Origin of the sequence: Acetobacter fabarum, assembly GCF_029069195.1 — a bacterium.
Taxonomy (GTDB): domain Bacteria; phylum Pseudomonadota; class Alphaproteobacteria; order Acetobacterales; family Acetobacteraceae; genus Acetobacter; species Acetobacter fabarum_A.
Window position 1 is genome coordinate 93,741 of sequence record NZ_JARDYK010000004.1, and the last position, 15,498, is coordinate 109,238.

Annotated in this window: 16 protein-coding genes; all 16 read left to right on the forward strand. The window is 59.4% G+C overall.

The window, feature by feature from the left end:
* Positions 1-21 precede the first annotated feature (21 nt).
* The 16 genes from flgG to PY793_RS07350 all read left to right on the forward strand — a co-directional run bounded on the left by flgG (position 22) and on the right by PY793_RS07350 (position 15,496).
* Entirely contained in the window at positions 22-807 is a 786-nt protein-coding gene (gene flgG / locus PY793_RS07275) for a flagellar basal-body rod protein FlgG (RefSeq protein WP_275177568.1), read from the forward strand.
* 1 nt (position 808) lies between these two features.
* A complete protein-coding gene (gene flgA / locus PY793_RS07280; RefSeq protein ID WP_275177431.1) occupies positions 809-1,810 on the forward strand; it encodes a flagellar basal body P-ring formation chaperone FlgA in 1,002 nt (333 codons plus the stop codon).
* A 76-nt stretch (positions 1,811-1,886) separates the two neighbouring features.
* On the forward strand, positions 1,887-2,591 hold the full coding sequence (flgH, locus tag PY793_RS07285) for a flagellar basal body L-ring protein FlgH (protein ID WP_275177569.1): 705 nt from the start codon (positions 1,887-1,889) through the stop codon (positions 2,589-2,591).
* A gap of 253 nt (positions 2,592-2,844) precedes the next feature.
* Positions 2,845-3,513, forward strand: a complete 669-nt coding sequence (locus PY793_RS07290; RefSeq protein WP_275177432.1) for a hypothetical protein — start codon at positions 2,845-2,847, stop codon at positions 3,511-3,513.
* Between the two features lie 182 nt (positions 3,514-3,695).
* On the forward strand, positions 3,696-4,583 hold the full coding sequence (locus PY793_RS07295) for a MotE family protein (RefSeq protein ID WP_275177433.1): 888 nt from the start codon (positions 3,696-3,698) through the stop codon (positions 4,581-4,583).
* Between the two features lie 189 nt (positions 4,584-4,772).
* Positions 4,773-5,108, forward strand: coding sequence for a hypothetical protein (locus PY793_RS07300; RefSeq protein WP_275177434.1), 336 nt, complete (start codon positions 4,773-4,775; stop codon positions 5,106-5,108).
* 258 nt (positions 5,109-5,366) lie between these two features.
* Positions 5,367-7,019 (forward strand): flagellar basal-body MS-ring/collar protein FliF, encoded by a 1,653-nt coding sequence (fliF, locus tag PY793_RS07305; RefSeq protein ID WP_275177435.1) that lies wholly within the window; start codon positions 5,367-5,369, stop codon positions 7,017-7,019.
* Positions 7,020-7,022: 3 nt separating this feature from the next.
* Positions 7,023-8,087 (forward strand): flagellar motor switch protein FliG, encoded by a 1,065-nt coding sequence (gene fliG / locus PY793_RS07310; RefSeq protein ID WP_275177436.1) that lies wholly within the window; start codon positions 7,023-7,025, stop codon positions 8,085-8,087.
* Positions 8,087-8,845: a hypothetical protein gene (locus tag PY793_RS07315; RefSeq protein WP_275177437.1), complete on the forward strand. Its 759-nt coding sequence runs from the start codon at positions 8,087-8,089 to the stop codon at positions 8,843-8,845. The genes fliG and PY793_RS07315 overlap by 1 nt, the downstream gene beginning before the upstream one ends.
* A 16-nt stretch (positions 8,846-8,861) precedes the next feature.
* Positions 8,862-9,236 carry a flagellar motor switch protein FliN gene (fliN, locus tag PY793_RS07320; RefSeq protein ID WP_275177438.1) on the forward strand — a complete coding sequence of 125 codons (375 nt, stop codon included), beginning with the start codon at positions 8,862-8,864 and terminating at the stop codon, positions 9,234-9,236.
* A gap of 5 nt (positions 9,237-9,241) precedes the next feature.
* Positions 9,242-9,628, forward strand: a complete 387-nt coding sequence (locus tag PY793_RS07325; protein ID WP_275177439.1) for a flagellar biosynthetic protein FliO — start codon at positions 9,242-9,244, stop codon at positions 9,626-9,628.
* A gap of 80 nt (positions 9,629-9,708) precedes the next feature.
* On the forward strand, positions 9,709-10,401 hold the full coding sequence (gene fliP / locus PY793_RS07330; RefSeq protein WP_275177570.1) for a flagellar type III secretion system pore protein FliP: 693 nt from the start codon (positions 9,709-9,711) through the stop codon (positions 10,399-10,401).
* Between the two features lie 538 nt (positions 10,402-10,939).
* Positions 10,940-12,481, forward strand: coding sequence for a methyl-accepting chemotaxis protein (locus tag PY793_RS07335; protein WP_275177440.1), 1,542 nt, complete (start codon positions 10,940-10,942; stop codon positions 12,479-12,481).
* A gap of 77 nt (positions 12,482-12,558) precedes the next feature.
* Positions 12,559-12,819 carry an STAS domain-containing protein gene (locus tag PY793_RS07340; protein ID WP_275177441.1) on the forward strand — a complete coding sequence of 87 codons (261 nt, stop codon included), beginning with the start codon at positions 12,559-12,561 and terminating at the stop codon, positions 12,817-12,819.
* Positions 12,820-12,824: 5 nt separating this feature from the next.
* Complete coding sequence (locus PY793_RS07345; RefSeq protein WP_275177442.1) at positions 12,825-13,208, forward strand: response regulator; 384 nt, start codon at positions 12,825-12,827, stop codon at positions 13,206-13,208.
* A gap of 29 nt (positions 13,209-13,237) precedes the next feature.
* Positions 13,238-15,496: a chemotaxis protein CheA gene (locus PY793_RS07350; protein WP_275177443.1), complete on the forward strand. Its 2,259-nt coding sequence runs from the start codon at positions 13,238-13,240 to the stop codon at positions 15,494-15,496.
* The last annotated feature ends 2 nt before the right edge of the window (positions 15,497-15,498 follow it).

Below are 15,498 nucleotides of genomic sequence, written 5' to 3' on the forward strand. Positions count from 1 at the left end.
CCGGAGGCTTGTCATCCTATGATGCGTTCCCTTGATATCGCCGGTACGGGCATGCAGGCCCAGACGACGAACGTCGAGACAATTTCCCACAACATCGCCAACATGACGACCACAGGCTACAAGCGGCGTCGGGCGGAGTTTCAGGATCTTATCTATCAGGATCTGCGTCGCGCGGGGACCATGAGCTCGGATACGGGTGACCTTGTGCCGTCTGGCGCGCAGGTCGGTCTTGGCGTCCGTACCGCAGGCATTTACCGTATTAACGAGCAGGGCACTCTGGAACAGACCGGCAATGCGCTGGATATGGCCATTGAAGGGCGCGGCTACTTCCGCGTCACCCTGCCTTCGGGCGAATACGCCTATACGCGGGACGGCACGTTCTCCCTCTCCAACGATGGGACGGTCGTTACGGCGGATGGCTACCCGCTCAGCCCTGATATTTCGCTGCCGAACAACGCTGAAAACATTACCGTCGATCAGAGCGGGCAGGTGCAGTACACCCTGTCCGGGCAGACCACGGCGCAGGTTGCAGGGCAGATCCAGCTTGTAACCTTCCAGAACGAAAACGGTCTAGCCGCCATGGGGCAGAACCTGTTTACCTCCACCACCTCCTCGGGTGATCCCATTACGGGTACGCCGCAGAGTACGGGCTTTGGGGATATCCGGCAGGGCTTTGTGGAAGAATCGGCTGTGAACGTCGTGACCGAAATTACCGACCTCATTACTGCGCAGCGTGCGTATGAAATGAACAGTAAGGTCATCACCGCTTCTGATCAAATGCTTCAGACACTTACGAATCTGAAATAACATGTCCCTGCGGGCAGCCATACTGCCGCTGCTGGCTGCGGTTTTTGCGGTTCTGCCGCCTGTGGTCTGCCTTGCCGCAACCCTGCGCACGGCAACCACGGTCACATCGGATACGGTGCGGCTGTCGGACCTGTTCATGGACCTAGACCCCGGGCAGGACCGCGTTCTGGGGCCAGCACCGCTGCCGGGCAGCAGTTTTGTTGTGGGCGGGCGGCAGCTTCTGGCCATTGCCGACCAGTATGGTGTGGACTGGATGGACCAGTCGGCAACCGCTCAGGTAACCATTACACGGGCTGGCCGCGTGCTGGACCGCGATTTTTTTATCCATATGGTCAAGCAGAACCTGCCTGATCTGGGCGATGGTCAGGTAACGGTTGAGCTGGGGGATTTTCATCCCATGACCGTTGCGGCGGATGATCCCAAACCCGTTGTGATGTCCGATCTGGACTGGGACCAGAAGAGTGGCCGTTTTTCCGCCACGGTTTACCGTACACACCCGCTGGGTGATATTACGCAGGATTCGTTTCTGCTGACCGGGGTGGTTCATGCGGCGCAGCGTGTACTGGTTTACACGCATGCGCTCTCGGCCGGAGCCGTGCTTGCCGCAGCGGATGTGCGGGTGGACGACTCCTATACGGGTCGGAGTGGTTCCAGAGCCTATACGGGGGATGTGGACGTGGCGGGCATGACCCTCCTGCACAGTGTTATGGTGGATGAGCCCGTGCTGGAGCGGGACCTGCGGCGGACGGTTGTCATGCACAAGGGGGACCCGATCATGCTCTCCTACACTGCGCCGGGCCTGCGGCTGTCGGCAACAGGGCGTGCGCTGGAGGATGGGGGTGTGGGCCAGTATGTGCATGCGCTCAACCTGGCCAGCAAAATGATTCTGACAGGGCGGGTCATCAACGGGTCCGAAATGGAGGTGGACACCACATCGGGCGCCGTGCCATCGGATGGGAATGCCCTGCGTCGCCTCAGTTCGTCCTCCCGCTCCGGTGGGTAGGGCGGCATATGCCCCCGGTAGTAGCTGAATGACTTGGAGAGACTTATTGACCCAACACCGTCTGTCTGGTGCCATTATGGTCGGATTGCTGGGCCTTGCCTCCTGTTCCGGGTTGGCGGATACGAGCGAACTTGGGCATCCTCCGCGCATGACCCGCACATCGGACCCCACGCAAATGCCCGATTACCGGCCGGTCACCATGCCCATGCCCCCCCTGCAGGCGCCGCCGACAGAGGTGGGCAGCCTGTGGCGGCCGGGGAGCCGCGCCTTCTTCAAGGACCAGCGCGCCTCTCAGGTGGGGGATCTGCTGACGATCAAGGTCGAGATTGCGGATAACGCGAACCTCGTGGACAATACTTCAGCCTCGTCCAGCGGGTCGGAGGATTTTGGTATTCCCAGCCTGTTCGGCTTCAAGGGCAAGGCGCTGTCGCATCTGACCCGGTCAGATGCGCTGAACACGAGTAGCGCAAGTGCTAATGCCGGTACCGGCACCATCCGCCGGACAGAAGCGGTGACACTCACACTGGCTGGCACCATTACGCAGGTGCTGCCTAACGGTAATTTTGTGGTGGTGGCCCGTCAGGAAGTGCGTATTAACGGGGAGTTGCGCCAGCTTATGGTGAGCGGCGTTGTCCGCCCGCAGGATATTCTGGAAAACAACACCGTAACCCATGACCGTATTGCGGAGGCGCGCATTTCCTACGGTGGGCGTGGGCAGTTGACCAAGCAGCAGACCCCGCGTTACGGCCAGCAGATTCTGGACAATGTCCTGCCGTTCTAGGAGGGGGGACACCGGGTTTATGTTGCGTTGCGATGAAGCTTCCAAAAAGGTGGAACATTCCCCAACGCATAACTTGACATAACGGTTCAATTTACCCCATTCAACAAGCTGTGCAATGCCTGTTTTCTGTGTGTTGCATGGCCATCAATGCCGGGGCAGGGTGGCTGCGGCCAGAAGAACGCTGGCGGTGGCCCCGACGCGCAATGGATGGCGATGTTGGCATCATCAGCAGGTAACACCACGGGAGATAAGCATGAATAACGGTGACAACGCATTCGGCACCCTGGCCGAGCCTAAGCAGACCATACTTGTACAGGGGCTGAATGTAGCCAGCCTGAAGTGCGAAACCGACGCCCCCATCGCCATTGGCGGTACGGTGCGCAGCGCGCAGTTGCATGCCCCGATTGTGGATGTTCTGGAAAGCGGCGTGGTTTCGGGCGAGCTGGTGGCCGAGGAAGTGGTTATTCGTGGCACGGCGGAAAACGTGGTTGTCCGCGCCAAGCGCTTTTTTGCGACCGGCACAGCCAAAATCCAGAACTGCACGCTGTTCCTTGAAGGCGTGAGCGGGTGCAGCATCCAGCAGGGTGCGGAACTGACCGGTGACTTCAAGATCACCACGGCAGCCCTTGGCGTGGCCCCTGTTGCTCCGGCAGCGCCCGTAACGCCTGCCGCCTCCCCGGTAAGCTTTGCCCCGACCCCGACCCCCGCACCGGTTTCGGCCAAGGCCGTCAAGGTTGAGGTCAAGCCCGCTCCGGCTGTGGTGGCGTCCTCCAAGTCCACTGCAACGGAATCCTCCAAGGCCACATCTTCGGGCGTGGATAACGGTTCGGTCTGGGGGGATGTGGATCAGGTCATGCGCTCCACGGCGGAAACGGAGGATGGCCACGCCTCCCTGATGGGCATGTCCGATACGCAGCCGTAAATCTGTGTCTGGTCTGGGGGCAGGCTTGTGGGTGGGGTGTGTGGCTGGCTGCACTCCCCTTTATGTGGCTGGTTCTGCCACATGCCCGGCCGCCGGAGTGTTTTTATGAAGAGATGTCGTAGGTTGTGATGCTGATACCCCGTTTGTCGTTCGGGAAACTTGTGCATATTTCATCAAGCCTGATGACTCTTCTTCTGGCCATGAATATTCACACCATTGCCGGACACATGAAGGATAAGAGTACGGAGACGGCCGGGCAGCCTCTGGTTTCTGTCGCCCAGGCGGCGGCGGCGGAGAGCATGCCTTCCGTCAACGATTCCAGCAGCAAGACCAAAAGCGACAAGGACGCGCTGGAGGGCTGGGTTTCCGTTCTGGACGCCAATCAGGCGGCGGAAATGGCCCCCGATGTGGGCGATACGGCGAGTAAGGGCAAAAAAAAGGTTTCTGTCGCGGCGGATGACTGCGCCAAGGGTATTTCCTGTGCGCAGGTTAAAACCGGCGCGGCTGGCCTTGGCCCCGACCCCGATCCGGAAGTCAGCAAGGCCGAGGCCGATCTGGTCAAGGATATTCTGGCCCGGCAGTCCACCATTGAGGGCGAGCAGCAGCAACTGGACCAGCAGAAACATGTGCTGAATGCAGCCCGTGCCGTGCTGGACCAGAAAATGAACACGCTGGATGCCTCCATGGCCACGCTGGAGCAGAAGCAGGCCGCCCACCGTGAGGTGATGGATGCCGAGACGGACCGGCTGGTCAAGATTTACGAGGACATGCCCCCCAAGGAGGCGGCGGCGGTCTTCAATATCATGGACATTCACGTACTTATTGCCGTGGCCAGCAAAATGAACACCCGCAAGGTGTCGGCCATCATGGGTAACATGTCGCCCGAGCGTGTGAACCTTATTTCCCAGTTTATGGCCGGGGTCAGGAGCTTCCGGGCGTCCTCTGACGGAGGCGATGGCGGAGACCGGATGGCGCAGACCGTGGGTACGGCAACATGGTGGGCCAAACCCAGCGTCAGTGTTACCCCTGCTGCGGGTGCGCGTGCAGGCGGGGCGCAGCCTTCCCCATAGCCGTTGGCCCTCTGGGGTTTTTTGGCGCAAGGGTGGCTCTTGTCTCGCATTTACATGGGAAGTGGCTTAAAATAACAGATCATCTGGTAGCGACAGGTCCGCTTGCCGGGTCTGGCGGCATCAGGCATCAGATCGGCCTGGTCGGGCGCAGGGTGTGCGTGTAGGCTTGAAGGACGGGAACAAAAAGGCATGATGATCAGGCGCGGAATAATGATGGCCCTGCTTCTGGCGGTTGTGGGGTGTTCACCCGATCATATTGCCAGCAAAATAACGGGGCGTGAGTGTAACGCCGGTTATATTCAGGAAGGGGAGGACTGGTGTGCCCCCCCCGTGCGCCCACCCGCTCCGCAGCCGTACTGCACACAAAGCTGGAATGGTGTGGACTGCTGGGCCCGCCCGGACCTGATGCCCAATGTGGCGCGTGAGGTGGCGGAAGGCCCGACAGGGCTGACGCAGGACCAGAACGCGCAGCGATTGAACATGCCGATTAAAAAAGTGCCGCCGACAAACGCGTATTATCCATAAAACGGGGTTCGTTTGGTGCGCCGGACCGGGTTACAATACAAGCTGGAGTGGGTCTGGTGTTGCAAGGCTGTTCTTTTACTGTGGCACAACGTGCCCCTGATGTGTTTATGGCTATACAGCAGCCAGTTTATCTTGACGGGTATGACAAGGCGATGGCAAGGCCATGGTTTGGCGGAGCGCGGAGTGTTTGGATGCTGAAACGTCTGGAGAGTTGTGTGATTCCCCATTTTTCCATCGTGACAGCGTAGCCATTTCCGTATGAAAAACTTTCTTACAAGTCTCAGGGCTCTGGGTCGCACGCAGCAGATTGCACTTGGTATTGCGGGTGCTGCCCTGCTGGGTGCTCTGGCCTATTTTTCTTTTTACGCCGGAGCGGGGGCCAGCGCCCTGCTGTACGGTGACCTGGACCTGACTGAAGCGGCCGAAATGGCCGATGATCTCGCCAAGGCCCATATTTCCTTTACCACCAGCCAGGACGGCACCCGTATTTTTGTGGCCAAGGACAAGGTTGCCAGTGCACGCCTGCTGCTGGCCAAGGACGGTCTGCCCAGCGGTGGCGCGGTCGGGTATGAGCTGTTTGACAAAAGCGGCACCCTGACCAGCACCCAGTTCGAACAGTCGATCAACGAAACCCGTGCCATGGAAGGTGAGCTGGAACGCTCCATTCGCCTGTTGCACGGGGTACGGAATGTGCGTGTGCATCTGGTTCTGCCGCACAGGGACCTGTTCTCGACCGAGACCAATCCCTCGCAGGCCAGTGTGGTGCTGGATATTGGCCGTGCGGGCCGTATGGCGCCAGATGGTATTCAGGCTATCCAGAACCTTGTCGCCGCGGCCGTGCCGGGCCTGCGCCCGCAGAATATTTCCATTGTGGATACGCGCGGTGATGTACTGGTCAAGCCGGGTGATCCGGACAGTCTGGCCGGGCAGGAATCGCAGATGGAAAAAATCCGTCATGCGGAAGAGCAGCGCCTTGCCCAGGCGGTGGAGGACATGCTGGTGCCCACACTGGGTGCAGGCCATGTGCGTGCCCGCGCCGCGGTCACCATGTCCACCGAAGAGGTGCACGAAACGGAGGAAAGCTTCGATCCCAACCAGCAGGTGTTGCGGTCGCAGCAGACCAGCTCGGACAAGAGCGCCAACACCGAATCCAGCCCCAGTACCACGGTTGGCAACAACCTGCCCAACGCCAACGCCAATCAGGACAACAAGACCGGTTCGACCAACGACCGCGAGGAAGAGACCAATAACTACGAAATTGGCAAGCGTGTGCGGGTTGTTAACCAGTCGCGCCCCCGCATTGCGCGGGTGAGCATGGCGGTGCTGGTTGATGGCACCATGACCAAGGACAAGAACGGCAAGGAAGTCTGGACCCCGCTCGACGACTCCGAGATGGAGCGGATCACCACCCTTGCACAGACCGCCGTAGGCTTTGACAAGGCCCGTGGGGACGAAGTGCGCGTTGTGTCCATGCGCTTCATGCCCGATGGCGGGTTTGATTTTGCGGGTGCGAGCGTAGACTACTTCAGCCGCGAAATGCTCATTTACATGGCGGAGTGGGTTATTCCCATTCTGCTGGTTCTGGGTGCGCTGTTTATCGGCCTGCGCCCTATGCTGCGCCGCACCGGGCTGGTTACCCTTGTTTCCAAGGAAGGGCATGGGCAGGAAAAACTGCTCGAAGGTGTGGAGGATGGCTCCATTGTTATGGGGGCTAACGGCCAGATGCTCCATGCCAGCAGCGGTCTGCCAGTGGGTGAGGATGGTCAGGTGGTTGATCTGGATGGCGTCCAGGGCAAACTGCGGCAGGAAGCACTGGATAAGGTGGCCAACCGCTTTGAAAACAACCTTGATGAAACCATACTGATTATCCGGAGCTGGCTGTCCGCCCCGGATCCGAAGAAGGGAGCCTAGGCCATGTCCGAGACCGCAGCCTCTGATGCACGGCAGTCGGAAACGGCTTCTCCCGTTGTGCATGATGAGACCAGACACCTGACAGGCAAGCAGCGTGTTGCCGTTCTTCTGCTTGCTGCCGGGCGTGAGCGCGCGGTCAAGGTGCTCAAGCAGTTGCAGGAAGACGAGGTGCGGGACATATCGGTTGCCATGGCCGGTCTGGGGCTGATCAGCGCTTCCGTGGTGGAAGGCGTGTGTGCGCAGTTCACCAAGAACTTCGAATCGTCCGAAGGGCTGGTCGGCACGTACGAAACCACCGAGGAACTGCTGCGCAAGGCGCTGTCGGGCGAACAGGTCGACAAGATCATGGAAGAAATCCGTGGTCCGGCCGGGCGCACCATGTGGGACAAGCTGGGCAATGTGCAGGAAATGGTTCTGGCCAATTACCTGCGCAACGAATACCCACAGACCGCCGCCGTTATTCTCAGCCGCCTGCAACCCGCCCATGCCGCCCGTGTGCTGACCCTGCTGCCAGAGGATTACGCAACCGAGGTCATGATGCGTGTGCTGCACATGGAAACGGTGCAGCGCGAGGTGCTGGACAGCGTGGAGGCCACCTTGCGGTCCGAGTTTATTTCCTCCCTTGGTCGTTCGTCCAAGCGCGACAGTTACGAGCTGCTGGCCGAAGTGTTCAACAATTTCGACCGCAAGACCGAAACGCGCCTCATGGCGTCCATGGACAGGCGCAACCACGCCGATATGGAAAAGGTGAAAGCGCTCATGTTCACCTTCGAAGACATCAAGCGCCTGCCGCACGAGGCCCTTATGCGCATTGTGGCGCAGGTGGACCGCGAAAAACTGCCCCTCGCCCTCAAAGGCGCGTCCGAAACCGTGCGCAAGATGTTCTTGCAGTGCATGTCCAAGCGCGCGGGCAGTATTCTGCTCGAAGAAATTTCGGCCCTTGGCCCTGTGCGCGTGAAGGATGCTGATGCGGCGCAGGTCGATATTGTGACCATTATCAAGAATATGGCCAATGCGGGTGAAATCGACCTGACCGAAAACGGCGGCAACGACGAGATCATTCCGTAATGCTGGAACGGGTATTCTTCCGGTCTGGTGTGCGCCGTATGGCGGATGGTGTTTCCTCCAGCGGGACGCCGGATATGCCTGCGCGTCCGTACCCGCGGATGATGGACCTGGAGGATTTTAGCGTCCCGGAGGTGGACCCTGCCTCGCAGGAGAATCCCGAGGAGGACGATACCCCCCCCGAGCCCCCCCCGCCCGACCCCAATCTGCTCAGCATGACGCGTGACGAACTGGCGGCCATGCAGCAGCAGGCGCGGGATGAAGGCTACGCCGCAGGTGCGGCCGACAAGGATGGCGAGCTACAGGCGTTTTACACCGGGTGCCTGGCCGAACTGACCAGCGCCTTCAAGGCGGAAAACACCCGGCGTGATCGGGAGCTGACCAAGGCATCGCAGGTTTTCGTGGTGACGGTGGTGGATATTGTGCGGAGCCTGACAGCACTGGATGGCATGGTGTTGCAGGGCATGCAGCGCGACCTGCTGGCTGATGCAGCCAGCTTTGCCCGGGAGTGCGAGGGTGATGTGACCGTGCAGTGCAGCACGGCCGATACACAGCGCCTGCAGGCAGCCTTACAGACAGACAGCGGTGTGCAGGTCGAACCCCTGTCCGACCTTGCACCGGGTATCATACGGATTTCCACGGCAGCCAATACCATTGTCATTGATCCAGTGCAGTGGCGCAAAAACATGGCTGAAAAAATAGTTGCCAGTGTAACGGCCCTTGCGCGCCAGCGCATGCAGCACAACACTGGGCAGGCATAAGCAGGCGGAGACAATCATGACAACAGACAACACCGATATCGGGCTTGAGGATTTCGCCACCAGCACGCCAGCGCCGGATGCCTCCGCCACGGCTGCCCCCGGAGCGGCCCCCGCGGCAGATGGCAAGGATGTGGACGACGTCCAGAAGGAAGCCGTTTACGATATTCCGGTCAAGATAACGGCGGTTATTGGCACGGCCACCATGCCGGTCAACCAGCTGCTGCGCCTTGGGCGCGGTGCCGTGGTTGAACTGGACCGCAAGCTGGGGGAAGCTGTGGATATTTATGCCAACAACCGCCTGATCGCCCGTGGTGAAGTGGTGGTGGTGGATGATAACCATATTGGCGTGACCATGACAGAAATCCTGTCCTCTTCTACGACCAACGGTTAAAATCCTTGTCTGCACCCGGTACAGCCGCCGCAAGCATTGCCCAGCCCGCTGCCGGGTTGGGGGCGGGGGCGTTTGTTATGCCGGTCATAACCTGCATAGTTGCGTTTGCACTTGTTATCGGGCTGATTTTTCTGGCCCGTTACGGGCTCAGGTTCATGGAGCCATATCTGCTTAAAGGGCGGCAGACGCCCAATCTGGCGGTTATGGAAAGTGTGGCCGTGGACCAGCGCAGGCGGGTAAGCGTGATCCGTTACGGGCAGAAAAAAGGGTTGGTCCTGACCGGCGGCGGCAGTGATGTGTTTATGGGCTGGGTAGAGGATGGCGATGCTGCTATGCCTGCCCCCGGTCCGGTCCCCTCTGGTCTGATGCACAAGCGGAGCCCCAAGCCTTGACAGTTCCTGCCTTTACAAGACGTGGCGTGTGGTTTGCGAGCCTTGCGCTATGTACTCTGGCGGTGGGCGTACTGGCAGGCATGCCGGTTGTGGCCCATGCCCAGTCCATAGCTCTGGACCTGGGCAAAGGCGGTGACCCGGGCACAACCAGCCGCATTATCCAGCTGACCGCCCTGCTGACCGTGCTTTCGCTCGCGCCCAGCCTGCTGGTCATGGTTACGGCGTTTACCCGTATTATTGTTGTGCTCTCGCTGCTGCGCGGGGCTATTGGCTCGCAGGGGACGCCACCGAACATGGTGCTGATCGGGCTGGCCCTGTTTCTGACCTTTTTTGTCATGCAGCCTACGTTCCAGCAGTCATGGGATCAGGGCATTGCCCCCATGATGGACGGACAGGTGGAGGAGATGGAGGGGCTCAAGGCGGCAGCGGAGCCGTTTCGCACGTTCATGCTCTCCCACGTCCGTTCGGCTGATCTGGCTACGTTTGAGCGTCTGGCCAATGTAACCCCTGCCGCAAACGTGGCGGATACACCGTGGCGCGTGCTTATGCCCGCTTTTATGGTGGGCGAACTCAGCCGCGGGTTCGAGATGGGGTTCCTGCTTTATCTGCCGTTTCTGGTTATTGATATTGTCACATCCAGCGTGCTGATGAGCCTTGGGATGATGATGTTGCCGCCAGCAACCATATCTCTGCCATTCAAGCTGATTTTCTTTGTGCTGGTTGATGGCTGGCAGATGGTGGCAGGGGGGCTTGTCCGCAGTTTTGGCGGCTGAGTCGGAGCGGGGGCTGCGCATGGCGTGGAGCCTGCCGGTTTTATTGCCCCGTGCTCATAACTGGTCGCAAATGGGGCGTTTGAGCCTTTAATATTGCAAGGTTTTTAGAAATTGCAATGCGGTTACAGGCTTGCTCATTGTCACGAAAAAGCTATCATTCCGCGGAGGGTGGTCATCAATTCGGCTGGGCCACAGGGCGGAGCCGGAGTGGTGGCTTTCTAAAGGTATTGTCTTGTAGGAATTTTATCTGGCGGGAGAGCAAAGCCGATTGTCTGAGGATCATACGATCTTCTGTAAAGACATCCAGACATGAACGCGGTATGAAGGCGTTTGTATGTCTGGTCCGTGTGTCTGGATAGCGACAGATTATCTGCTTTATGTCTCACAAGGGGCGTCCACTGGCGTTTCCCGGTTTTTGTAAATATGCAAGGGGGGCCATCAAGGTCAGGGCTGGCTGGCGTTTTTTTCCACGTGATGGAAAAAAGGTCGGAATTTACCGCACAAGGCACCCCAACAATATGAAGGAAGTTGCACTGATATGCTGCAATGGCTGAACAAGGACGCTCCGTTCCGCGAGAAGATTCGGGTCGTTATGCTGTGTCTGGAAGCATATTTCATGTTCCAGATTATTGTGGAGACGGTTGGCTTTTTCTGGCACGCGCCAGTTCATTACACGTATATCATCAATATGGCGGCCCTTGTTTTCGGTCAGTTGGTTGTCTGGCAGATATGGCGGTGGTTCACGAGCCTGATTACCGAGCCGGTTGAAAAACTGGCCACCATGGGCGAAGAACTCGGCAACGGTGTCGCCCACAGCAATGTTCCCTTCCTCAAGAACAAAGACTGCGTTGGCCGTCTTGCCCGGATTATGGCGCGCTTCTCCCGCATGGTGGAGGAACAGGCTGCTGCCCGCCAGCGGCAGGAAAAAATGGCGTCCGAAATTCAGGGTGCCCTGACCGGCAGCCAGGAACGCGACAAGCATACCCATCTGGTTATTGAGCGACTGGGTCAGGCGCTGGCCGACATGGCGCAAGGTGACCTGCGCGCACGGATTGATGACCCGATTTTTGATGGTGAATTTGCTCCCCTGCGTGATGCGTTCAACCATTCCGCCACGCGTCTGAATGAGGCGCTGAGCGCTGTTGCTTCCAACTCGGACCTGATCTCCACCGGTGCTGCCGAAATTTCCACAGCCTCGGACGATCTGGCCAAGCGGACAGAAAAGCAGGCCGCCAATCTTGGGCAGGCCGCCTCCTCCGTGAGGACCATTACCGAAGGTGTGCAGAGCAACGCCAAAGCCTGCGCCGACGCCAATGCCGAAAGCCAGAAAGCGCTGGAAAAAGTTAAGGCTGCAACAAAGGTCATGACCGAAACCACCACAGCCATGGACGGGATCAAAAGCTCGTCCGATGCGATTGGTGAAATTATTTCGGTTATTGATGGCATCGCTTTCCAGACCAACGTGCTGGCTCTGAACGCGGGGGTGGAAGCCGCCCGTGCGGGTGAAGCCGGGCGCGGGTTTGCCGTGGTCGCGCAGGAAGTGCGCTCGCTTGCCGAGCAGTCCGCAACGTCTGCCAGCGAAATCAAACGCCTGATTTCCGTTGCTGCCGAACAGGTCAGCAAAGGTGTGGACCTGGTGCAGCAGACCGGGCGTTACCTGAACGATTTTGCAGGCAGTACCCAGAACATTGCGACCCGGGTTGAGGAAATTTCCTCCTCCACGCAGGATCAGGCCCAGCGCCTGTCCGAAGTCACGGCTTCTATTGGCGGTATGGACCAGGTCACGCAGCAGAACGCCGCCATGGTGGAAGAAACCACAGCAGCCAGCCATAACCTGACTGCTGAGACCCGGACCCTGGCAGCGACACTCAGCCGCTTTAAAATGGATATGTCCGGGGTGCGTGCGAACCATGCGTCCCGTCCAGCACTTGTGGCTCCGCGTTCTGCTCCTCCCCGGCCCAAACCGTCTGCTCCAGCCCGTGTGGCGCCTCCAGCTCCAGCACAGGTCACGCCTCCCCCGGCCACGTCCGCGCTGTCCATGCCCACCACTTCTTCCGATGCAGGCTGGGAAGAATTTTAATGGCCATTATTCCAGTATGTCAGGGGTCGCTTGGCCCCTGTCTGTGCGGCTGACAAGGGAGCGGACCGTTGGCTAGTGTGACCTTACCTGAACGTCTGGACAGTTCGGCGGCGTTCGCCCTGAAGAGTGAGATCGAACAGGCTGTTAAACATGCCGGAGGCGGGCAGGTTGCTCTGGATGCCTCTGGCGTGACGTACCTGGGAGGACTGTGTTTGCAGGTTCTCCTCGCCAGCAGATGCCCCCTTGTGGCGCCATCGGTGCCAGTCGTGGAAGCATACGGCCTTTTTGGCGTAAGTGCGTATCTGACCGAGCCGCTGGCGCCATTGAAGGAGAAATGAGGACTATGGTGGAAAAATCGGGCATTCGTGTCCTGACGGTTGATGACTCGCGCACCATGCAGGGTATGCTCCGCAAGGCTCTGGAAGGAGCGGGGTACGATGTTATTCAGGGTGGGGATGGCGTGGAAGGGCTGGAAGTCCTGCAGGCAGCCGACCCTACCCCCAATGCGATCATTACAGATATCAACATGCCCCGCATGGATGGCTTTGAATTTATCGAGGCGGTTCGGGCGCTGGATCAGTACAAACATCTGCCAATGATCGTTCTGACAACGGAAAGCGATCCCGAGAAAAAAGCCCGCGCCCGCGCAGCAGGCGCTACGGGGTGGATTGTCAAACCGTTCAGCACGGACAGCCTTGTGGCGGCTATCCGCCGGGTGACTGCCTGAAGGAGAGAGAGACCAGAATGAGTGGTGACATGGACGATATCCTTCTGGTTTTTTTCCAGGAGTGTGAAGAGCAGCTTCAGGAACTGGAGCGTGGCCTGTCTGCCCTTTCGGATGGTGAATCCGGGAAGGAGACAATCAACGCCGTTTTTCGTGCCGTGCATTCGGTCAAGGGCGGGGCTGCATCGTTCGGTCTGGAAAATCTGGTCCGCTTTGCGCATGTGTTCGAAAGTTCCCTCGATGGCCTGCGTTCCGGCCGGGTTGCCCCTACGCCAGAGATCGTCAAAACCTTTCTCAAGGCCATGGACGTTCTGAGCGATCTGGTCGCTGAGGCACAGGATGGCGCAACGGTCGATGCCGACCGGATAGAGGAAAGCCGTACCGAACTTCAGACCATTATTGGCGAAGGCAGCGGGAATGCCGGACAAAAGGAAGAAGAAACCGTTCCGGCCGATTTTGCGCCTGTTCCGGTGGATTTTGAACCGGTCATGGCTGATTTTGACTTCGGCGATTTTGGCTTTGAGGAAGACGCTCAGGCAGACGCGGCATCGCTGGTCGTGACGTTCAGCCCCCACACCGCCATGTATGATCGTGGGGATGATGCGCGTAATCTGCTGATCGGCCTGTCCGATGTGGCCGTAGCGCATGGTGGCGCAAGTCTGGTGACGTGCGAAACCGCAGGGCTGCCCGCGCTGGCAGGCCTGGAAACCGAAAAATCCTACCTGTCATGGCGCGTGGTTCTGCCCGCCGCTGTGCCGGAGGAAAGCGTGCACACGGTCTTTGACTGGGTGAGTGATGTGTGCGACGTGACCATCACGCGTGATGGTGGCTCCAGCCCCGGTGGTGAGGAAGAACTGCCCGAGGCACAGGCCACCCCGACCGAGGAGCCGGAGGAAACGCCCGCCCCGGTTGTAACCAACGCAGCTCCTGTGCAGGCACCTGTGGCTGCCAGCCCCGCTCACGCTCCGATCTCCGTTGCGGAAAAAATCATGGCGGAACTGCCGCCCGCTCCAACTCCTGCGGCCACGGCCCCAATTGCCGTAGGCAATGCCGCCGCCACGCGCCGCCCGGTTGAGCAGGCCACCATCCGTGTGGACCTGCACCGCGTGGACGACCTGATGGACCTTGTGGGCGAACTGGTGATTGCACAGGCCGCGCTGGAATCCATTGGCCAGCGTGAAGATGGTGGCCAGCAGGAAATGATCAAGCGCATTGCCAGCATGAAAACCCTGACGCGCGACATTCAGGACGCCGTCATGGCCGTGCGGGCCCAGCCAGTGCGCAGCGTGTTCCAGCGCATGCAGCGCGTTGTGCGCGAGGCCTGCTCCATGACCAACAAGGACGTGGTGCTGACCCTGGAGGGTGAGGACACGGAAGTGGACCGCACTCTGGTTGAAAAACTGTCCGACCCGCTGACCCACATGCTGCGCAACGCGGTGGACCACGGGATTGAAAGTGCAGAAGACCGGATTGCCGCAGGCAAACCCCCTGCCGGGCAGATCCTGCTATCTGCCGGGCACCGTTCTGGCCGTATCCTGATCACCATCAAGGACGATGGGGGCGGGATCAACCGTGAGCGTGTTCTGGCAACCGCCGTCAAACGCGGCATTATTGCCCCCGATGCGGTACTGACGGATGATGAGATCAATAACCTGATCTTTGCTCCGGGCTTTTCCACCGCTTCCACCGTGTCCAATCTTTCGGGCCGTGGGGTAGGGATGGACGTGGTCAAGCAGGCCATTCTGGGCCTTGGCGGGCGTGTGACAATCAGCAGTGTGGAAGGGCAGGGCACCACTTTCTGCCTGAGCCTGCCGCTGACGCTGGCCGTGCTGGATGGCATGCTGATCGTGGCGGCCGGGTCCACCATGGTTGTTCCGGTTTCTTCCGTGGTGGAAACCATGATGGTCAACCACCAGGATATTTACATGCTGCCCGATGGCGCCAATGTGGTGTCCATCCGTGGGGCGTGCATGCCACTTATTCCGCTGGCATCCGAACTGGGGCTGGGTGGGTACAACGCGGGTGGTCCGTCTGAGGAGGACGTGATTCTGGTGGTGGAAAACGAGTCCGGCGCCCGTGCGGCCCTGATTGTGGAGGATATTCGCGATCAGGCGCAGGTGGTGATCAAGAGCATCGAGAAAAACTACCGGCAGATGTCTGGTGTGTCCGCTGCCACCATTCTGGGGGATGGGAGCGTTTCCCTTATTCTGGATGTTCCCGCACTGGTTGCAAATGCTCTGGGGCGGATTGACACGAGACCATCGGATGTTCGCACAGGACTTGCGGCATAAAA